Origin of the sequence: Microbacterium sp. ProA8, assembly GCF_039905635.1 — a bacterium.
In the GTDB taxonomy this organism is placed as follows: domain Bacteria; phylum Actinomycetota; class Actinomycetes; order Actinomycetales; family Microbacteriaceae; genus Microbacterium; species Microbacterium chionoecetis.
Window position 1 is genome coordinate 3,952,849 of record NZ_CP157000.1, and the last position, 19,962, is coordinate 3,972,810.

The 19,962-nt window shown below is 70.6% G+C and carries 19 protein-coding genes and 1 riboswitch; of the genes, 6 read left to right on the plus strand and 13 right to left on the minus strand.

Annotated elements, in window-relative coordinates:
- Nucleotides 1–4: 4 nt before the first annotated feature.
- The gene (locus tag ABG085_RS17645; RefSeq protein WP_347977047.1) at nucleotides 5–643 is read left to right on the plus strand and encodes a LysE family translocator; all 639 of its coding nucleotides are present in this window, start codon (nucleotides 5–7) and stop codon (nucleotides 641–643) included.
- Nucleotides 643–1,542 (plus strand): Cof-type HAD-IIB family hydrolase, encoded by a 900-nt coding sequence (locus tag ABG085_RS17650; RefSeq protein WP_347977048.1) that lies wholly within the window; start codon nucleotides 643–645, stop codon nucleotides 1,540–1,542. The genes ABG085_RS17645 and ABG085_RS17650 overlap by 1 nt, the downstream gene beginning before the upstream one ends.
- Before the next feature lie 35 nt (nucleotides 1,543–1,577).
- Here ABG085_RS17650 and ABG085_RS17655 read toward each other — a convergent pair whose 3' ends face one another.
- The 10 genes from ABG085_RS17655 to ABG085_RS17700 form a co-directional block, all read right to left on the minus strand.
- Nucleotides 1,578–2,603 (minus strand): LacI family DNA-binding transcriptional regulator, encoded by a 1,026-nt coding sequence (locus ABG085_RS17655; RefSeq protein WP_347977049.1) that lies wholly within the window; start codon nucleotides 2,601–2,603, stop codon nucleotides 1,578–1,580.
- Nucleotides 2,604–5,678: a glycoside hydrolase family 2 TIM barrel-domain containing protein gene (locus ABG085_RS17660; protein WP_347977050.1), complete on the minus strand. Its 3,075-nt coding sequence runs from the start codon at nucleotides 5,676–5,678 to the stop codon at nucleotides 2,604–2,606.
- Complete coding sequence (locus tag ABG085_RS17665) at nucleotides 5,675–6,490, minus strand: carbohydrate ABC transporter permease (RefSeq protein ID WP_347977051.1); 816 nt, start codon at nucleotides 6,488–6,490, stop codon at nucleotides 5,675–5,677. Before ABG085_RS17665 ends, ABG085_RS17660 begins: the two co-directional genes overlap by 4 nt.
- Nucleotides 6,474–7,442 (minus strand): sugar ABC transporter permease, encoded by a 969-nt coding sequence (locus ABG085_RS17670; protein WP_347977052.1) that lies wholly within the window; start codon nucleotides 7,440–7,442, stop codon nucleotides 6,474–6,476. Before ABG085_RS17670 ends, ABG085_RS17665 begins: the two co-directional genes overlap by 17 nt.
- A 91-nt stretch (nucleotides 7,443–7,533) precedes the next feature.
- Nucleotides 7,534–8,832 carry an extracellular solute-binding protein gene (locus ABG085_RS17675; protein WP_347977053.1) on the minus strand — a complete coding sequence of 433 codons (1,299 nt, stop codon included), beginning with the start codon at nucleotides 8,830–8,832 and terminating at the stop codon, nucleotides 7,534–7,536.
- Nucleotides 8,833–9,178: 346 nt separating this feature from the next.
- Complete coding sequence (locus ABG085_RS17680; protein ID WP_347977054.1) at nucleotides 9,179–9,565, minus strand: VOC family protein; 387 nt, start codon at nucleotides 9,563–9,565, stop codon at nucleotides 9,179–9,181.
- 62 nt (nucleotides 9,566–9,627) lie between these two features.
- Nucleotides 9,628–10,482: an NAD(P)-dependent oxidoreductase gene (locus ABG085_RS17685; RefSeq protein ID WP_347977055.1), complete on the minus strand. Its 855-nt coding sequence runs from the start codon at nucleotides 10,480–10,482 to the stop codon at nucleotides 9,628–9,630.
- A 216-nt stretch (nucleotides 10,483–10,698) separates the two neighbouring features.
- On the minus strand, nucleotides 10,699–11,475 hold the full coding sequence (locus ABG085_RS17690; RefSeq protein ID WP_347977056.1) for an enoyl-CoA hydratase/isomerase family protein: 777 nt from the start codon (nucleotides 11,473–11,475) through the stop codon (nucleotides 10,699–10,701).
- An 88-nt stretch (nucleotides 11,476–11,563) separates the two neighbouring features.
- Entirely contained in the window at nucleotides 11,564–12,325 is a 762-nt protein-coding gene (locus ABG085_RS17695; protein WP_347977057.1) for an SDR family NAD(P)-dependent oxidoreductase, read from the minus strand.
- Between the two features lie 129 nt (nucleotides 12,326–12,454).
- On the minus strand, nucleotides 12,455–12,970 hold the full coding sequence (locus ABG085_RS17700) for a hypothetical protein (RefSeq protein ID WP_347977058.1): 516 nt from the start codon (nucleotides 12,968–12,970) through the stop codon (nucleotides 12,455–12,457).
- Nucleotides 12,971–13,026: 56 nt separating this feature from the next.
- On the opposite strand from ABG085_RS17700, the gene ABG085_RS17705 reads away from it, so the two are divergent.
- The 3 genes from ABG085_RS17705 to ABG085_RS17715 all read left to right on the plus strand — a co-directional run bounded on the left by ABG085_RS17705 (nucleotide 13,027) and on the right by ABG085_RS17715 (nucleotide 14,748).
- On the plus strand, nucleotides 13,027–13,374 hold the full coding sequence (locus tag ABG085_RS17705) for a DUF488 family protein (protein WP_347977059.1): 348 nt from the start codon (nucleotides 13,027–13,029) through the stop codon (nucleotides 13,372–13,374).
- A gap of 130 nt (nucleotides 13,375–13,504) precedes the next feature.
- Nucleotides 13,505–14,230 (plus strand): aminoglycoside 3'-phosphotransferase, encoded by a 726-nt coding sequence (locus ABG085_RS17710; protein ID WP_347977060.1) that lies wholly within the window; start codon nucleotides 13,505–13,507, stop codon nucleotides 14,228–14,230.
- Nucleotides 14,227–14,748, plus strand: coding sequence for an SRPBCC family protein (locus ABG085_RS17715; RefSeq protein WP_347977061.1), 522 nt, complete (start codon nucleotides 14,227–14,229; stop codon nucleotides 14,746–14,748). Before ABG085_RS17710 ends, ABG085_RS17715 begins: the two co-directional genes overlap by 4 nt.
- 313 nt (nucleotides 14,749–15,061) lie before the next feature.
- Here ABG085_RS17715 and ABG085_RS17720 read toward each other — a convergent pair whose 3' ends face one another.
- From ABG085_RS17720 to ABG085_RS17730, 3 genes are all read right to left on the minus strand, one after another.
- Nucleotides 15,062–15,868 (minus strand): energy-coupling factor transporter transmembrane component T, encoded by an 807-nt coding sequence (locus tag ABG085_RS17720; RefSeq protein WP_347977062.1) that lies wholly within the window; start codon nucleotides 15,866–15,868, stop codon nucleotides 15,062–15,064.
- Nucleotides 15,865–17,370, minus strand: a complete 1,506-nt coding sequence (locus ABG085_RS17725) for an ABC transporter ATP-binding protein (RefSeq protein ID WP_347977063.1) — start codon at nucleotides 17,368–17,370, stop codon at nucleotides 15,865–15,867. Before ABG085_RS17725 ends, ABG085_RS17720 begins: the two co-directional genes overlap by 4 nt.
- Nucleotides 17,371–17,372: 2 nt before the next feature.
- Entirely contained in the window at nucleotides 17,373–18,017 is a 645-nt protein-coding gene (locus ABG085_RS17730; protein WP_347977064.1) for an ECF transporter S component, read from the minus strand.
- Nucleotides 18,010–18,119: riboswitch (TPP riboswitch) on the minus strand. Its footprint overlaps the gene before it by 8 nt.
- A 38-nt stretch (nucleotides 18,120–18,157) precedes the next feature.
- Between ABG085_RS17730 and ABG085_RS17735 the strand changes: the two genes are divergently transcribed.
- Nucleotides 18,158–19,921 (plus strand): D-alanyl-D-alanine carboxypeptidase, encoded by a 1,764-nt coding sequence (locus ABG085_RS17735; RefSeq protein WP_347977065.1) that lies wholly within the window; start codon nucleotides 18,158–18,160, stop codon nucleotides 19,919–19,921.
- Nucleotides 19,922–19,962: the final 41 nt, after the last annotated feature.

Below are 19,962 nucleotides of genomic sequence, written 5' to 3' on the forward strand. Positions count from 1 at the left end.
CGGTGTGGTCCCCCTCGAGAACCTCCTCGCCTTCACGCTCGCAGCCCTGGTGCTGATCGTGATCCCGGGCCCGAGCGTGCTGTTCACGATCGGGCGCGCGCTCGCGCTCGGCCCCGTCGGAGGCCTTCTCAGCGTGCTCGGCAACGCGTTGGGCCTGCTGCCGGTGATCGGCCTCGTCGCGATCGGCGTGGGCGGCGTCGTCGCGCAGTCGGTCGTGCTGTTCACGATCGTCAAGGTCGCCGGCGCCGTGTACCTCATGTACCTCGGCGTGCAGGCGATCCGCCACCGCCATCGCGCCGCCGCCGAGGCGAACGGCGGCGCTCTGCCCCGCTCGGCCTGGCGTCAGCTGGGCGAGGGGTTCGTCGTCGGGATCACCAACCCGAAGACGATCGCGTTCTTCGTCGCGGTGCTGCCCCAGTTCGTCGATCTGAACGCCGGCATGGTGCCCCTGCAGATGATCCAGCTCGGCCTCGTGTTCTTCGTGATCGCGCTCATCTCGGACGCCGTCTGGGCGCTGGTCGCCGCAGGCGCCCGCACCTGGTTCGGCCGCTCGCCGAAGCGCATCTCCACCCTGTCCGCCACCGGAGGAGGCCTCATGATCGGCCTCGGCGGCATCCTCCTCTTCACCGGGAACAAGCACTGATGACACCTTCGACAGACTCAAGGACCGACGCCGGCTCGGGTTCCGGGGACGGGCGGCGACGCATCGTCTTCCTCGACGTCGACGGCACGATCCTCGAGCACGGCTCGCACATCTCCCCCTCGACGCCGGACGCGGTCCGCGCCGCCCGGGCGGCCGGACATCTCGTGTACCTCAGCACCGGTCGGTCCGCTGCCGACATCCACCCGGTCGTCGCGGACATCGGGTTCGACGGCGCCGTCACCAACTCCGGCGCCCTCGTGACCTCGGGCGGCGAGGTGGTCGTCGAACGGCCCCTCTCGCCGGAGGCGACGGACCGGATGCTGACGGCGCTGCGCAGCCGCGGCATCCGCTATTTCCTGCAGGCACGTGACGGCGTCTATGCGAGCGACGACATGGCCGAGCTGATGCGCGACTACGCCCTCGCCCTCGAGGCCAGGGAGCGGGCCGGCGAGGAGGTGCGCCCCGAGGACTCCCTCGTCGGGCTCGCCCAGCGCACATTCCCCGGCGTGGAGGAGGCCGACCTCAGCCGCATCGACAAGGCCGTGTTCGTGAGCGACCACGAGGAGGGCCTCGACGAGCTGCGGGCCGACCTCGGCGACGAGTTCCTCATCGTGCCGGGGAGTATGCCGCTGCCCGGCGGCTCGAACGGCGAGATCAGCGAGCGCGACACGACGAAGGGCTCGGCGATCGAGCTGCTGCTCGCCCACCTGGGCATGGATGCCGCCGACGCCGTCGCGGTCGGCGACAGCTGGAACGACATCGAGATGTTCCAGGTGTGCGGCGTCGCGGTCGCGATGGGAAATGCCCGACCCGAGCTCAAGGAGCTCGCCGACCTCGTGACGACCGACGTGCTGGACGACGGGATCGCCAACGCCTTCCGCCGGCTCGGCCTCATCTGAGCCGAGTGCCCTTCCGCCGGTGCGCGGCGGCGCTTTCAGCCGGCGCGCGGCGGCGCCGTCGAGGCGCGCGGCGACGCCGTGGAGTTCCGCGGCACGAGTCCGGTCGGCAGCCGCACGTGCTCGGGGGGCGCGCCGCGCTCCATCTCCAGCGCCACGCGCAGGGACTGGCGGCCGAGCAGCCCCCAGTCCTGGCGCACGGTCGTCAGCGGGGGTGCGAACATCTCGGCCTCGTCGATGTCGTCGAAGCCGACGAGCGAGACGTCCTCGGGGATGCGCAGGCCCGCCTCGATGATCGCCCGGTAGGCGCCGAGCGCCATCTGGTCGTTCGCTGCGAAGATCGCGGTGGGTCGCTCCTCGCGCAGCAGCCGCTTCGTGGCCTCGTAGCCGGAGCCCGGGCTCCAGTCGCCCGACCGGGTCGAGGGTATGGGCCGGCCCCGCTCGGTCAGCACCTGCATCCATGCGCGGCACCGCGCTTCCGCCGAGAACGACACCGCCGGCCCGGTGATGTGGTGGACCGTCTCGTGGCCGAGGTCGAGCAGGTGCCCGACGGCCTCGCGCGCCCCGACCTCCTGGTCGAAGTCGACGGATGCCACGCCCTCCACGAGCGGCGGACCGAGCACGACCGTCGGCACCCCCTCGGGCAGCTGCAGCGTCTCGTCGACCCCGAAGGGTGCGGGCAGGATCACGATGAGCACGTCGACGGCCATCTCGCCGAGCCGTGTGAAGGCGCCGTTGGCCGCACGCCCGGAGGTCGCGGCCAACGGCATCAGGGTGGTCGCATAGCCCCGCTCGGCGGCGCGCTCCGAGATCTCCTCGAGCGAGCGATGCGTGCCGACCGAGTGCAGGTTGTAGTAGACGACGCCCACCGTGCGGAACGACCCGCGGCGGATGGCACGCGCGGCGGCGTTCGGCCGGTAGCCCAGCTCGCGCATCGTGGTGAGGATCAGCTCGCGCTTCTCGGGCGCCACGTTCGGCTCGCCGTTCGCGACACGCGACACGGTCTGCACCGATACGCCGACGGCCTGCGCGACATCGCGCAACGATGTGCGTCGCTCAGCCATTCACACCCCTCGGAACGCGAAGCGGAACTGGAGGTCTCCGCTCGTAGGCAGGTGGTACTGCGCCAGCGTGCGCGCACCCCACGAGTCGTCGCCGCCCACGCCCCGACGCATGAGCGCCGGGCGCAGCACCGTCCGGTGGATCGGCGGCAGCTCGGTGTGATGCAGCGCGTTCTCCACCTCGTCGGGCGTCCACGGCAACGCCGAGAACTCCATGCCGTCGGGCGACTCGACCCGCAGGCCTACGCCGCGTCCGTCGGTCACCTCGGCCCAGCGCACCCCTGTGCGGCTTCCCGCCTCCTGCGGCCGCAGGTACGGCGTCAGCTCCGTCGTCACGTCGCGATCGTATACGCCCAGCCGCGCGCCGCCGCGACGATCGACGTAGCACTCCTCCGGTCCGTCGCCGTACCACCGCAGCCGGCGGAACTCCGGCAGAGTCGTCAGGAGCATGCCGAACTCGGGCAGGCTCGGAAGGCCCTCGATGAGACGCAGCGTCTGGGTCACCTCGACGCGCCCCGCACCGTCGACGCGGTAGGCGACGTCGCACGTCGTCGCCGGTCGCGTCGGCAGCTCGTACGAGAGCGTCACGGTCACGGCGGAGTCGTCCGTCTCGACCCGCGTGCTCGTGAGCGGATCGCGTACCCGCCCGTACCGGCTCGCGAGCAGCCACTGCCCGTCCTCGAAGGGCGCCTCCCATCCCCGCTCGTTCGCGGTCGGCGCGTGCCAGAAGTGCGGGCGCGGCATCGAGGTGAGAAGCTCCCGCCCGCCGTCCGACGTCATGCCGAAGCGGTACGAGGCGAGGCCGCCGTACAGCGTCGAGAACAGCACGCTGAAACCCGGCCCGCGCACACCGATGTTGTGCGCACCGCGGATGAGCTCGGGAGCCGGGCCCGCGACGACGGCCGCCGGCGAGCCGACCCGCACCACCCGCTGCTCATGGGCGACCTCGTGTCCTTCGGCCGCCCACGCGGTCGCCGACCGCAGTCGGAACGAGACGTCGATCGTGTACTCCCCCGGCGCGGCGGGCACCGCGAGCGGGAGGGGGATCGTCCCGGTCTCGCCGGCCGGGATGTCGGTCTCGACCTCCGCCCGGCGCAGCACGGTGCCCTCGCGGGCCAGCGTCACCACGCACCGGTACGCCGCGCTCGAGGTCGCCAGCAGGCGGTTGTGCACCGTCATGGCGTCGTCGCCGATGCGGATGCGCAGGCCCTGATAGAGGTACGCGACCTCCTGCAGCTTGGGCGTCGGAGTGTGGTCGGTGAAGAAGATGCCGTTGCCGCAGAACTCGCCGTCGTTCGGCGCATCGCCGAAGTCGCCGCCGTAGCCGAAGTACTCGTTGCCGTATCGATCGGTCAGGGCGATCGCCTGATCCGCGAAGTCCCAGATGAACCCGCCTTGGAACAGCGGCTCCCGGTAGGCGAGCTCGATGTACTCGTCGACCGCGCCGAAGGAGTTGCCCATCGCGTGCGCGTACTCGCACAGGATGAACGGCTTCTCGCGATGCTCTCGCAGGAACTCCTCGACCTCGGCCGCAGGCGTATACATCTGGCTGACGACATCCGTCGTCTCTTCATGGCGCGGGTCCCAGTGCACGCCCTCGTAGTGCACGGGGCGGCTGTCGACCTCGCGGAAGTAGGCCGCGACGTCGCGCAGGTTGGTGCCGCCGTACGATTCGTTGCCGCACGACCACATCACCACGCTCGGGTGGTTCTTGTCGCGCTCGTACATGCTGGCGGCGCGGTCCAGGAGGGCGGGCAGCCACTCCGGCCGGTCGCCCGGGACGGCGTCGTCGATCGGCGCGCCGAGCTTGCGGATGCGGTCCCACACGCCGTGGCTCTCGAGGTTCATCTCGTCGATCACCATCAGGCCGTGACGGTCGGCGAGCTCGTAGAAGGCCGTGCTGTTGGGATAGTGGCTGGTGCGCACCGCGTTCACGCCGGCGGCCTTGAGCAGGAGGATGTCGGCCTCGATCTCGGCCGCCGTCTGCACGCGTCCGGCCAGGCCGAACTCGTGACGGTTCACGCCCAGGAACACGACGCGGCGACCGTTGAGCGAGAGCAGTCCGTCCTCGATCGCGAACCGGCGCACGCCGACCCGCTGCACGATCACCTCACTCAGGTCCCCGGCGCCGTCGCGCACCTCGATCTCGACCTCGTAGAGCGCCGGGTCCTCGGGGCTCCACAGTCGGGGACGGTCGAGACGGATGCCGAGCACGCCGTCGCCGCGATCCTCGAGCTCGCCCACGCCGTCGATGCGCGCGCGCACCGAGACGCCCCTGTTCGCAGAGCCGTCGCGCAGCGCGAGGCGCAGCGCCACATCCGCGACGTCGTTGGCGGGCGCGAGATCCACGTCGACGCGGACGTCCTCGACGTGCACGGCCGGCCGGCGGAAGAGCACCACGTCGCGGAACAGCCCGGAGAAGCGGAAGAAGTCCTGGTCCTCGAGCCACGATCCGCTGGAGAACTTGAACACCTGGGCGGCGAGCTTGTTCTCCCCGTCGACGAGCGCGTCGGTCAGGTCGAACTCCGACGGCGTGAAGCTGTCGGTCGCGTACCCGAGGTAGCGGCCGTTCAGCCAGACGGCGATCGCGCTCTCGGCTCCGAGGAAGCTCACGCTCATCGTCTCGCCGGCCGCGAGCGGCCGGTCGAGTACGAAGCTCTTCACGTACGAGGCGACGGGGTTGTAGCGCTCGGGCACCTGCCCCGGCGCGATCTCGTCGACACCGTCCCACGGGTACTGGACGTTGACGTACTGGGGGCGGTCGTACCCGTGCAGCTGGATGTGCGCGGGCACCGGGATGTCGTCCCAGCTCTCGCAGTCGTAGCCCGACTCGAAGAAGCCCGCGGGCGCCGCCGCCGGGTTCTTCGCGTAGTGGATCTTCCACCGGCCGCTCAGCGACTGCTCGTAGCCGCTGACGCCGTCGGCGGCCTCGGCCGCCGAGCGGAACCAGCGGTGGTCCGAGTGCGCGGGGCGGCGGTTCTCGCGCACGAACCGGGGATCGGCGATGCGCGCCGGGTCGAAGGCCGCGCGATCGTCGTCCGGGCGTGCGTCTGCCGTCTGGATGGTGTCGAGAGTCACTTGACCGCCCCCGTGATGCCCTGCGCGAACTGCCGCTGCAGGAGGAAGAAGACGATCATCGTGGGCAGTGACGACAGCAGCACGGCGAGCATCAGCACGCCGTAGTCGGTGACGTAGCCCGCACTGATGTTCGCCGTGAGCATCGGCATCGTGAGGATGCTGTTGTTGACCAGGATCACCTTGGGCCAGAGGAAGTTGTTCCACGCCATCATGAAGGTGATCACCGCGGCCGCCGCGAACGTGGACCGCATCGTCGGCACGTAGATGCGGGCGAAGATCGCGAACTCCTTCAGGCCGTCGATGCGCGCCGCCTCGATGATGTCGTGCGGGAACGAACGCGACGCCTGCCGGAACAGCAGGATCAGGAACGGCGTCGAGATCATCGGGATGACGACGGCCCACAGCGAGTTGACCATGCCGACGCGCGCGAACAGCTGGAACAGCGGGATCATCGTCGCGGCGAAGGGGATCATCATCGCGAGCAGGAGGATCGCCATGACGATGTCCTTGCCCCGGGAGTGATACACCTCGAAGCCGTAGCCGGCGACCGAGCACACCGCAAGGGCGAGCACCGTCGTCCCCACCGCGATGAGGAACGAGTTCGTCATCGCACCCACGACGTTCTGCGTCGAGAACAGCACGGAGATGTTCTCCAGCAGCGCGGTTCCGGGCAGCATCCGCGAGGCGAGGACGTCCTTGCTGGTGTTGGTGGCCGAGACGACCATGAAGTAGAGCGGGAAGATGGAGAAGAGCGCCCAGAACGCCAGCAGGGCGTATCCGGGGAGGCTGCGCAGCTTAGTCACGCTTGTCACCGACCTTCATCTGGATGAACGAGAGGATGGCGACGAGCATGAGGATCACGTACGAGATCGCCGCGGCGTAGCCGAAGTTGGGGTTCTTCTGGAACGACACCTCGTAGAGGTAGTGCGCCATCGACATCGTCTGGTAGGCCGGCCCTCCTCGGGTCAGCGCCCACGACTCGTCGAAGAGCTGAAGTGTGCCGTTGATCGAGAGGATCGCGGTGAGCACGATCATGGGCTTCAACTGCGGGACGGTGACGTACCAGAACGTCTGGAAGGCGTTCGCGCCGTCCATGCGCGCGGCCTCGATGCTCGAGTGGTCGATGTTCTGCAGGGCGGCGAGGTAGAAGACCATGTTGTAGCCGGTCCACCGCCACAGCAGGCCGAGGATGATCACGAAGCGCGCGGTGTCGGCCTGCCCGAGCCAGTTGATCGGGCTGTCGATGGCGCCGATGCCGGTCAGCATGTCGTTCACGAACCCGTCGCCGGCGAAGAGCGTGCGGAACACGAGCGAGTACGACACCAGCGACACGGCGCACGGCAGGAAGATCGCCGTCCGCCACAGCGCCTTGAACTTCAGCTTGGGGTTGTTCAGCAGGTTGGCCAGCACGAGCGCCAGCGCCAGCATGAGCGGCACCTGGATGATCAGGTAGATGAAGGTGTTGGTGAGCGTGAGCTTGAAGATCTCGTCGCTCAGCAGGCGCTGGTAGTTGTACCAGAGCGGCTCCGCGAACTCGAGTCGCGTGCCGCGCCCCGTCTGCAGCGACAGCACGAAGGCCTGCGCCATCGGGATGAAGCTCATGAAGAGGATCAGCAGGGCCGCCGGAAGCAGGAACCCCCAGCCGGTGAGGCTGCGGCGGCGGGTGTTGTTCAACCAGGGCTTGCGGTTGCCGATGTAGTTCGGCAGCGGCGGCGGATCGTTCCGCCGCGGTGTCTTCGTGCGCGTCTTCGCGTCGGAGGCCACGGGTGTCATCTCTTTCCCTCGAGCGGTCGGGATCACGGGGGGGGTCGTCCGGCCGGGCGGCGTCACCGCCCGGCCGGACGCTCCGTCGTGGTCACTCCATCGCGAACTCGACGTTGGCCTGCGCCTCGCCCAGAGCCGTCGCGGTGTCGGTGCCGCCCATGATCTGCGTCATGGCCGTGCTCACGGCGTCGCGGGCCTCGTAGTAGTAGGCGCCGGTGTTGTTCGAAGGCACCTCGGGACCGAACGCGACCACATCGGCGAAGATCGGCTGGCCGCCGAAGAACTCGATCGGCTCGTTGTACACGTCGCTGTCACCCGCGGGGACCCAGTTCGCGACCGCGCCGGCCTTCGGCAGGATCGTGTCGTAGAGCTCGGTCGAGCCGGCGAACGTCGCGGCGAGGAAGTCCGAGGCGAGGTCGACGTCGGCGTTGGACGAGATGGCCCACGACGAGCCGCCGTTGGCGGAGTAGTTCGTCGCACCCGAGACCGTGTCGAGCTTGGGGAGGTTCGTGATCCCCCACTTGCCGGCCTGGTCTTCCGCGGTCTGGATCGAGCCCACGATCCAGATGCCGTTGATCGTGCCCCCGACGTTGCTGTTGACGATCGTGCCGATGTACTCGTCCCACGAGTTGACCTCGATGAGCACGCCGGCGTCGACCAGCTGCGTGTAGACGTCGATGGCGGCTTCGAGCGCCTCGTTGTCCACGATCGTCGGGTTGCCCTCGTCGTCGAAGAGGCTCGCACCGGCCGACTGGAGCATCATCATCGGGATGTCGGCGGAACCTGCCTGCCCCGACAGCAGCGGCTGCCCGGTCTTGGCGAGGACGTCCTTGCCGATCGTGAGGTACTGGTCCCAGGTGATGTCGGTGAAGTCGTCGACGGTGTAGCCCGCCTGCTCGAGGACGTCGGTGCGCAGCGCCGTGACCGCGGTCCCGGCGTCGAACGGCACGCCGTAGTTGATGTCGTCGATGGTCGAGTATTCGACGACCGACTCCGGGAACTCCGAGAAGTCGATGTCGGAGTCGCTGAAGTCGGAGAACAGGTCGGGGTAGTTCAGCCCGTTCTTCTGGAACGCGTTGTTCTGCATCAGGAAGATGTCGGGCAGTTCGCTGAACGCCTGGGACTGGGCGATCGTGGTGAGCTTGGTCTGCAGGTCATCCCACGGCACTTCGACGATCTCGAGTTCGAAGTCCGGGTTGTCCTGCTGGTAGACCTTCTCGGCCTCCTCCATCGCGTAGATGTTGAACGCGGGGTCCCAGGTCCAGACGGTGAGCTTGTTGTCGCCGTCGCCTTCGCCGCCGGAGTCGCCTCCCGAGCCGCAGGCCGTCAGCGTGAGGGCGAGGGGCAGCGTGAGGGTGAGGGCCGCGGCGAGCTTCGCAGAGCTTTTCATGGATTGCAGATCCTTCCGTGGATTCGGTGGTGCCGAGCAGTGCCTCGGCTTCCGACACGTCCCCGCACATGGTGCCGTGCGGGCGTCGGCGGATCAGCCGGCGCACGTCGGAACGCACGCCGGACAGACGGAGGGCTCCCGGAGATCCATGGGTTGATGCGACATCGCATCGCCTGCGCTCTCCAGTGAGCACACCAGCTTCTGAGTCCGAGGGAACGGTAACACTGGTAACGTCACCACGCCAGTGTTTCAGCGGAATTCGTCTTTTCGGCCGACGCGCGGGGACGAACCTCCCGCCGCACGATGAGGCGCGCTTCTGCGCGGTGGGGCGTGCGTGCGCCGGTCGTCAGGCGGGCTCGACGGCGGGCGCTTCGGCCCCGAGATTGACCAGCGTGCCGCCGGGGTCGCGCACCTGGGCGACCCGCTCGCCCCACGGCATGTCGGCGGGCGGCTGCTCGGCCCGGCCGCCGGCATCCAGCCACGACGCGTACGTCGCATCCACATCGTCGACGTAGAACCAGAGCGCGGCCCGGTCGCCCACCGAGAGCGGGAGCGCGTCGGGGTCGCGACCGATGCCGAGCGCGACCTCGCCGATCTGCAGCGAGACGTAATCGTCCTCGTCGCCGCTGCCGAACCGGTACGCCACCGTCGCGCCGAGCGCGCTCTCGTAGAAGCGCACGAGCCGCGGAAGATCTCGCGCCAGCAGGATCGGGAACAGGCTCCGGACCGCCATGAAGCCCACCCTACGTCGCCCGGATGGGTCGAGAAAGGGAGTGCCCGTCGAGGAAGAAGTCCTCAGTCGAGGAAGATGTCGGGGAACAGCGCCGAGTCGGGCGTTCCCGGAACCGCCGCGTAGCCCGAGAAGTCGGTCACACCGGCTGCCTCGAGGACGTCCTCCACGATGAGCGTCTGCCCCGTGTACTCGCGTGCCGGCCGGGTGACGACCTCGTATGCGGCGTCGGCGTAGATCTCGGGCGTGCGGCTGACCTTCATCATGCGGTCGCCGCCGAGCGCGAACTGCACCGCAGCGGTGGCGATCGTCGTGCGCGGCCACAGCGTGTTGGCGGCGATGCCGGCCTCGGCGAACTCCGCCGCGAGTCCCAGCGTCGCCATCGTCATGCCGTACTTCGCGAGCGTGTAGCCGGTGTGGCCGCCCAGCCACTTCGGCGAGAGGTTGAGGGGCGGCGAGAGCGAGAGGATGTGCGGGTTGGCGGCATCCTTCAGAATCGGGATCGCGGCACGCGAGAGCATGAACGTGCCGCGCACGTTGACGTCCTGCATCAGGTCGTACTTCTTGGCATCGAGCTCGAGCGAGCGCGACAGGTCGATCACCGAGGCGTTGTTGACGACGATGTCGATGCCGCCGAACTCGCCCTGCGTCTTGAGCACGGCCTCGGTGACGTCGTCGTCGTTGCGCACGTCGCCCACGATGGGCAGGGCGTTCCCGCCGGCGGCGCGGATCTGCTCGGCCGCCGAGTGCACCGTGCCCTCGAGCTTCGGGTGGGGCGTGTCGGTCTTCGCCAGCAGCGCGATGTTGGCGCCGTCGCGGGCCGCGCGCAGCGCGATCGCGAGGCCGATGCCGCGGCTGCCGCCCGACATCAGGATGGTCTTTCCGGCCAGCGACGTGTCGCTCGTCGAGGGGTTGGTCACTGTCTTCCTCCGGTGGTGATGTCCCGGTTTCCGCCCTCAGTGTCCCGGTTTCGGGTCTTCATGTCCCGAATTCCGTCGTTCTGGTCGCCCGGAACGGTAGAAAGCGGGACATGCCGGTGGCGGCGGTAGCGGGCGGGCGGGTGGGCGGGGTGGATGGCTCAGGTGGGTGGCGTTCGGGTCAGGTGGGTGGGCTTCGGGTCAGGTGGGCGGGTCGGGTCAGGGACGGGACTTGGCGGATGCCGCGGCGAAGGCCGCGACGCGGGCGCGGGCCTCGTCGGTGTCGAAGCGGGCGCCGATCGAGGCGGCTTCGTCGTCGAGGTTCTCGGCGAACGAGCGTCCGGCGCCCGTGCGGACGAGCCGCTTCGCCTGCCCGAACGCGCCGGTGGCGTTGTCGAGCCAGAACCGCGCGACCGCCTCCGCGCGCGCAGCCACATCCGCCGCGGGCACGACCTCTGTGACGAGGCCCCAGTCGAGCGCGGTGGCGGCGTCGATCGTGAGGTCCTGCAGCACCAGCTGGAGGGCACGGCGCTGGCCGACCGCGGCCGGCAGCAGCGTCGAGACGCCGAGGTCGGGGGTGAGGCCGATGTTGGCGTACTTGCTGACGAACCGCGACTGCTCCGACGCCACGATGTAGTCGGCGGTGAGCATGAGCCCGAGTCCGCCGCCGGCGACCGCGCCCTGCACGGCCGCGACGATCGGCTTGTCGGACTCGACGAACGTGCGGATGCCGTCGTGGATCGTGTGCGCCGCGTCGGTGACCTCGGAGCCGGCCGCCCCCGACGTCGCCATCTCGAGCACGTCGCCGCCGGCGCAGAAGGCCGGGCCTGCGGCATCCAGGATCACGGCCCCGACCGAGTCGTCGGAGGTGAGCTCGTGCGCGACGTCTCGCCAGCGGCGACCCATCTCGAAGCCCATCGCGTTGAGGGACGCGGGCCGGTTGAAGGTCACGCGGGCGAGGGCGCCGTCACGCGTGACGAGGATCGATTCGCTCATGGCTCTCCTTGGATCGTGGGCGTACTTCGATGCCACCGGGGGTGGCGCGGGGCTTACTTCGGTGCCATCCGGATCGCACGATGGCGGATCAACGAGGAGCCATCCGGATAGCACCGTCGAGACGGATGGTCTCGCCGTTGAGGTACCCGTTGTCGACGATCGACATCACCAGGCGCGCGTACTCGTCGGGCCTGCCGAGCCGCTGCGGGTACGGCACCTGCTCGCCGAGGGAGTCCTGCGCGGCCTGCGGCAGGCCCATCAGCATCGGGGTCTCCATGATCCCTGGGGCGATGGTCACGACGCGGATGCCGTAGCGCGCGAGCTCGCGGGCGATCGGCAGGGTCATGGCGTGGACGCCGCCCTTCGACGCGGCATATGCGGGCTGGCCGATCTGGCCGTCGAACGCCGCGACGCTCGCGGTGCTGACGATGACTCCCCGGTCTCCGTCGGCCGTGGCATCCGTCTTCGCCATGACGGCGGAAGCCTGCGCGATGACGTTGTAGGTGCCGATGAGGTTCACGCGCACGATGCGCTCGAAACCCTCGAGCGGCGACGGGTTGCCGTCGCGGTCGAGCACCTTCGCGGGCGGCGCGATGCCGGCGCAGTTGACCATGACCCGCAGCGGACCGGATGCCGCAGCCGTCGCGACCGCGGCTGCCACCTGCTCCGCATGTGTGACGTCGGCCGGCGCGAACGAGCCGCCGAGCTCTGCGGCGATCTCCTCGCCGGCCGAGCTCGGCAGGTCGAGGATCGTGACCGCCGCGCCGGCTGCGGCCAGGCGGCGGGCGGTAGCCAGGCCCAGTCCGCTCGCGCCCCCGGTGACGAGCGCGGACGCGTCGGTGAGGTCCATGGGATTCTCCTTCGAACTCCGTAAACGGCGGAACCGCGTATCAGCATACGCGGGACTGAGTACCAGACGAGTGCTTCCGGCGCATGACCCAGGCTAACCGTGTCGCCACGCGGTCACGCGGTCACGCGGTCACGCGGTCGGCGGGCGCACCCGTATCAGCGTGGCGATGCGATCGAGGAGCTCGGCAGGCCGAGCCAGCAGCAGGCGCGCCTCGGGCCGATCGGTCAGGTACTCGGCCAGCCGTGTGGTCGCCCGCGCCTCGGCGCGACGATACCCCGACAGATAGTGCTGAGTGACGCCCCACTCGGTCCCGCCGCCGTCGGTCGCGACCCGCACCGGGAAGGTCGGCGTCTCCGTTCCTTCGACGAAAGACCCGCCGCCGCTGAGGAGGCCCTCCAGCAGCGGTCCGACCGAGTCACCGATCACGGGGTGGGGCCACCACGTCGTCGGCGGCTCCACGACGAGCAGGCGCACCTCGCCCCACGGCACGAAACCGGCCGGCGATTCGCCCAGCCAGGGCGCCAGCCCGTCCGGAGTCAGCCGGACGTGACGGGCCGCGGCATCCCCGATCGCGAGCGCCGGCTCCACTCCCTCCAGAGCCGTGAGCGGTCCTCGACGGCGGGTGACGCGCGTGGTGGCGGGCATGGCTCCATCCCATCACGCGGCTGGTGCGCGATCGCCCTGGCGGCTTGGATGGAGCCATGGAGGTCCGGCTCAAGCGCGTCTACGACGACCCGGCGGACGACGGATTCCGCGTGCTCGTCGACCGGCTCTGGCCGCGCGGCCTGTCGAAGGAGCGGGCGGCCCTCGACCTGTGGGCGAAGGATGTCGCGCCCTCGACCGAGCTGCGGAAGGCGTTCCACCTCGGAGACCTCTCGTGGACCGACTTCGAGGCCGCCTACCGGGCCGAGCTCGAGGGGCCGGCCCGTGCCGCCGTGGAGTCGCTGCGCGCGGAGCTGTCATCCCGCCCGGTGGTGACGCTGCTGCACGCGGTCGCCGACGAGTCGCACAACCACGCCCTCATCCTCCGCGAGGCGCTCCAGGCCTGAGCTGCAGAACTCCACGGATTCGCCGCCCAGCTGGAGCTTCGGCCTCGAAGTCACGGCGCTCTGGGCGCGAGCGCAGCGCGAATCCGTGGAGTTCCGCAGGACGCCGGACGGCAACGGGCAGGATGGAGGGATGAACATCCCGCCGGTCGATGTCGAGGTGCCCGCACGGGTGCGTGCGCTGGCGCGCGGCGCAGCGCTGGTTCCGGTGTGGCGCAACGACTACGGCGGACTGACGTTCCGCACCGACGACGGCCGCTATGTCAAGCACGGGCCGCGCAACGCCGAGTCCTCGTTCGCGGGAGAGGCGGAGCGCCTGGGCTGGGCCGGCGCGCACACCGCGGTGCCGCGCGTCCTCGAGGCGGGAGCCGACGACACTCACGAGTGGATGGTCACCGCGGCGCTGGCGGGCGCATCCGCCGTGGATCCCGCGTGGCGGGCGCATCCGGCGGTCGCCGTCCGCGCCGTCGGCGAGGGCCTGCGCGCCCTGCACGACGCGCTGCCCGTGGCGGACTGCCCGTTCGACTGGGGCGTGACCGCGCGCATCGCGAATGCCGAGGGTCGCGGCATCCGTGTGCCCGACGCGCTGCGCGAGGCGCCGCCCATCGACCGCCTCGTCGTGTGCCACGGCGATGCCTGCTGCCCCAACACGCTGATCGGCGACGACGGCCGATGGACGGCGCACGTCGACCTCGGCACGCTCGGCCTCGGCGACCGCTGGGCCGACATCGCCGTGGCGTCGATGTCGACGACGTGGAACTATGGCGAGGGATGGGAGGACGCCCTCATCGAGGCGTACGGGGTCGAACCCGACCGCGAGCGTCTGTCGTACTACCGAGACCTCTGGAACGCGACATGACCGAGAACAACGGCCCCTCGATCACCGGCACCGTCTGCAAGATCGACGGGCACCCCAACCTCGTGATCCTGCGACGGTTCCGCGCCGGTGCCGACGAGATCTGGCGCGAGCTCACCGAATCCGCGCGGCTCGAACGCTGGATCGGCCGGTGGGAGGGCGATCCGAAGACCGGCCACGTCACGTTCTACATGACGTCGGAGAGCCAGGATGCCGCCCCCGAGGAGTACACGATCCTCGAGTGCGACCCGCCACGGCGGTTCGCCGGCGACACCTCGCAGGGCAGTGGCTCGTGGCATCTGTGGTTCGAGCTCGCCGAGGACTCCCCCGGGGACACCGTGCTCACCTTCGGCCAGCGGCTGAATCCCGGCGAGGACGTCGGCTCGATCGGTCCGGGGTGGGAGTACTACCTCGACCGGCTCGTCGCCGCCCAGGCCGGTCTGGATGCCGGCACCGTGGTGTGGGACGACTACTTCCCCGCGCTGCAGCCCGCTTACGAGCGGCTCGTCGCGGCCGACTGACGCAGCGTCGCCGACGTTCGCGTCCGGTCCGGGGCGTTTCGTCTCGCTCGTTCCTCGCTCGCTCAACGACCCGGGGTCAGGGCACGAGTGAGCCGTGCGGTCCAGCAAACGCCGGTCAACGGCATCCGGAATCCCGCGATGTCCGGACCGCACCCGGTCAGGACACGAGTGAGCCGTGCGGTCCAGCAAACGCCGGTCAACGGCATCCGGAATCCCGCGATGTCCGGACCGCACCCCGGGTCAGGACACGAATGAGCCGTGCGGTCCGAGGCGTTTCGTCTCGCTCGTTCCTCGCTCGCTCAACGACCGGGGGTCAGGACCAGACGAAGCGGAAGGTCCCGGCGGCGACCGCGGCGCCGATGGCCAGGGCCATGATCGCGGCGCCTCCGACGAGCGCCACGAGGTCGCGCGGATGCAGGCGCGAGGGCCGCGACCAGGTGCGGGGGATGTCGGAGCCGAAGCCGCGCGCCTCCATCGCCATCGCGAGCTTCGTGCCCCGCCGTACGGCGAACACGAGCAGGACGAACGCCATGGAGAAGAAGCGGCGGATCGCGCCGCTGTCGCCCACGCCGCGCGCGCGGCGCGCGAGACCCATGCTGCGCCAGTCGTCGAGGAAGAGGCCCAGCGTGCGGGTGCCGGCCAGCACCCCGAGCACGAACCGGCTCGGCAGCTTCGCGACCTGCGCGAGGGCGTCGGCGAGCTCGGTGGGATCCGTGCGACCGAACAGCAGGATCGTCGGCAGCGCGAGGGCGAGCACGCGCACGCACACGGCGAGGGCGAGCGCGATCGAATCGTCGCTGATCGTGGCGTACCAGAACGACCAGTACACGGTCCCGCCCGGCTCGGCGTACAGCAGCATGCTGATGCCGGCGATCGGTGCGAAGAAGAGGATGGGCAGCATCCGCTTCAGCACGGTCATGGCGCCGAGGCCCGTCAGCGGGATGCAGGCGAGCTGCAGGATGATCGCCACGACGGCGCTCGTGACGTCGATCGAGGCGAACAGCGGCACCGACAGCAGCAGCGCGAGCACGATCTTGGTGACCGGGTTGACGCCGTCCAGCCACGCCCTCCGCTCGGCCTCGACATCGTTCGCGCCGGTGCGCGGAGCGACGGCGGTCACGATCGCACCCCCACCGGCAGCGGCCCCACGCCCCGGTCACGGGCCGACCCCACGCCGCCGAGATCGATGCGGTGGCCGCCGAGGTGGCGCAGCACGTCCTCGTCGTGCGTGACGGCGACGACGGTGGTGCCCGCGTCGATCTCGGACTGCAGCAGCTGCACGAGCTCGATCCAGCCGCGGCGGTCCTGCCCGAACGTCGGCTCGTCGAGCACGATCACCGGCGGCGCGTCGGCGAGCACGGTCGCCACCGAGAGCCGGCGCTTCTGCCCGCCCGACAGCGTGAACGGATTCGCGGCCGCGAGCGGCGCGAGGTGCAGGCGCTCGAGCAGCTCGTCGACGATCGCGTCGACCGCCGCCGGGTCGACGCCGCGCGAGCGCGGCCCGATCGCGAGCTCGTCGCGCACGGTCGAGGCGAGGAACTGGTGCTCCGGCTCCTGGAACACCGTGCCGATGCGCGTGAGCAGCTCGCGCGACGTCCACCGCGACGGCCGGCGGCCCGAGCGCCCGGCGAGCTCGGGCGCGGCGATGACCTCGCCCGCGGCCTCGGGCAGCAGCCCGGCGAGGGTGAGCGCCAGGGTGGACTTGCCGGCGCCGTTGGGGCCGGTGATCACCGTCGCCGCGCCGCGCGGCACGCGGACGTCGAGCCCGGCGCGGACGACGCTGCGTCCATCGCGCGAGATCGAGAGAGCGGATGCCTCGACCGCCGCAGCGGCGTCGGCCGAGGCCCCAGCCCGCACCGGCAGCTCGACCGGGCGACCGGGCACCCACACCCCTGCGGCGGCGAGCGCCTCGCCGTGACGGGCGAAGACGTCGGCCGGCGTGCCGTCGGCGAGCAGTCCGCCGTCGGCGCCTACGACGATGACCCGGTCCATCAGGTCGGCCCAGACCGCCGTGCGGTGCTCGATCACCACGAGGGTCGCCCCGGTGTCGCCGAGCGCGTGCTCGATGCTCGCGCGCACCTCACGGACGCCGTCGGGATCGAGGTTCGCCGTCGGCTCGTCGAGCAGCAGCACACCGGGTCGCATCGCGAGCACCCCGGCCAGGGCGAGGCGCTGCTTCTGCCCTCCCGAGAGCGACTTCGTCTGCCGGGCGAGGGGCACGTCCAGACCGACCGCCTCGAGCGCCTCGGCGACGCGCGCCGGGATGTCGGCCGCCGGCACACCGAGGTTCTCGCAGCCGAAGGCGACGTCGTCGCCCACCTTCGACAGCACCACGCCGGCGTCGGGGTCTTGCAGCACCAGACCGACGCGGCCGCGGTGCGCTTCCGCCCGCTCGCCGTCGATGAGGAGCGAACCGGTCTCGTCGCCTTCGTCGGCGCCGCCCAGAAGGCCGGCCATGCCCGCGAGCAGCGTCGACTTTCCGGCGCCCGAGGCGCCGAGGAGCAGCACACGCTCCCCCGGCTCGATCGTGAACGAGACGTCGCGGACGGCGGGTGCCCGCCGGCCGGCGTAACGCCATCCCCAGCCCGCCGCGGTGAGGCGTGCGGGGCCGGTCGCCCCCATCGTCAGACCTCGCGGCGCGCTTCGCGTCCTGCCGCGAAGCGGTTGAGCGCACCGGTCGCCGCGAGCGCGCGCACCGCGAGCCAGCCGACGACGCCGGCGAGCAGCGCGCCCGACACGATGAGCGACACCAGGTAGATCGCGTTGAACTCGAGCGTCTTGAGGATGTTGGGCGAGCTGCCGTAGAACAGCTCGAACACCCAGGCGCCCACTGCGGCGCCGGCACCGGCGAGCATCGCCACGGGAAGCGTGAAGCGGCGATAGAGGAAGAGGGCGAAGATCAGCTCGGCGCCGAGGCCCTGGACGAGGCCCGACAGCAGGGTCGACACGCCCCACACGTTGCCGATGAGCATGGAGACGATCGCGGCGATCACCTCGACGAGCAGCGCGGCTCCGGGCTTGCGGATCACCAGGCCGCCGATCACCCCGCCGATCAGCCAGATGCCGACGGCAAGTCCGCCGAGGCCGGGCGTGAGGCCGTCCATGGCGGTGAACCAGGCGTAGCCCACCGTGTTCCAGGCCCAGAAGACGAGGCCGATGGCGACGCCGAGAACGGCGGCGACGACGATGTCGACGACCCGCCAGCGCAGGTTGCGCGCGCTCTGCGGTGTGGCCGCAACGGGAGTGGATGCGGACGTGGACGTGTGCATATGAGCTCCTCCCTGCGCCGGCATGATCCGGATCAGGTTCGACGGTCGAAGCGTGGGTCGCTTCCTCTCAGCCCGGCTCACCGGACTCCCGTGGTTGTGTGACGTCAGTATACCGCCGCGATCCCGGGTATTTTGGGTGGATGACCCTCGACGACGCCCCTGTGCCCACGCGCCGCGCGCGCCGGGCACAGACCGGCGACGTGCCGATCGCTCCCGGGTCCGACCCTTCGGAAAGCGGCATCCTGACGGTCGCGACCGGTGAGACGGTCGTCACCCCACCCGGCAGCAGCACCGCTCCGGACGACGTGCCGGCCGTCCCCTCGACCATCGCCACTGTGCCGCTGGGCGATGCCGCTGCGACGAGCCCCACGGTGCCGGTGTTCGAGGGAGCGCCGGCGTTCCAGGCCGCGCCGGAGTTCCAGGCGGCGCCCGTGTTCCAGCCGGCGCCGCAGACCGCACCGGTGATCCCCGAGCCCACGGCGCCGGTCGCGACCTGGGACCCCACCGGTCACGCCGTCCTCCCCGACGCCGCAGATGACCGGGTCGGCGCCACTGCGGCGGGCGGCGGACGCACCGCGCTCGCCTGGGTGGACGAGACGACCATCGGCCGCGGTGCCGCGCCGGGCGACCTGGCCGCTGCCGCCACCCCCTACGTCACCGTCGACGCGGACCTGCTGTCCCAGGCCCCGCGGCGCTCGCCGCTGCGTGCCGGCGTCATCGTCCCCACGCTCGCAATCGCCGCGGTGTTCGGGGCCTACGCGGCGACCACGCTGCTGTGGCCTCTGCACGCCGTCGCCCCCACCGTCATCGCGATGGAGGTCCAGCCGATCGCGGCACCCGTCGCCGCGCCGGCGTGGCCGGCGGAGGGCAGTGCTGCCGAAGGGGTCGCCGGCATCACGGGCACCCTCGCGTCCAGCGCCGACCCCGACGCGATCGCCAGCATCACCAAGGTCGTGACCGCGCTGGTCGTCCTCGAAGAGATGCCGCTGGCGCTGGGCGAGCAGGGACCCGAGTTCCGCTTCACGTCGGCCGACCGCTCCCGCTATTGGCAGTACCTCGGCAACGGCGAATCGGCCCTCAACGTGCCGGTCAACGGCTCGCTCACCGAGTACCAGATGCTCGAGGGCATCCTCGTGGGCTCCGCCAACAACTACGCCGACCGCCTGGCGCAGAGCATCTGGCCTTCCGATGCCGTCTTCGCCTCGGCGGCGTCGTCCTGGCTCGCCGCGCACGGCGTGCCCGGTGTGACCGTCTACGAGCCGACAGGCATGGACCCGCGCAACACCGCCAGCCCCGAGGCGCTCGTGGTGCTCGCGCAGAAGGCCCTCGCGCATCCGGTGATCGCCGAGATCGTCGCGAAGCAGTCCGTCGACCTGCCCGGCGCCGGCAACGTCAAGAACACGAACGGCCTGCTCGCCGATCCGGGCGTCGTGGGCATCAAGACCGGAACGCTGGATGACTGGAACCTGCTGTCGGCGAAGGACATCACGGTCGGCGACACGACGGTGCGCCTGTACGCCTCGGTGCTGGGTCAGCCCGATGACGAGGCCCGGCTGGCCGCCTCCCGCGCGATCTACGCCCAGCTCGAGGCGGAGCTGCAGCTGAAGCCCTCGGTCACGGCGAACACCGTCGCCGGACAGGTCGAGACCCTGTGGGGCGACGAAGTCGACGTCATCACCGCCGGCGATGCGTCGGTGATCCTGTGGAACGGCGGCAGCGGCACGGTCACCACCACCTACGACCTCGACGAGAGCCGCGACGCGGGCGACGTGATCGGCTCCCTCACCGTGACCGGACCGCTCGACGAGACCGCGGTCGACCTGCAGCTCACCGCCGACATCAGCGACCCGTCGCCGTGGTGGCGGCTCACGCACCCGCTGGACCTGTTCGGCCTGAACGGCTGAAGCCGCGCCGCTCGTCAGCCGGCGGACGGGTGCCCCCCGAC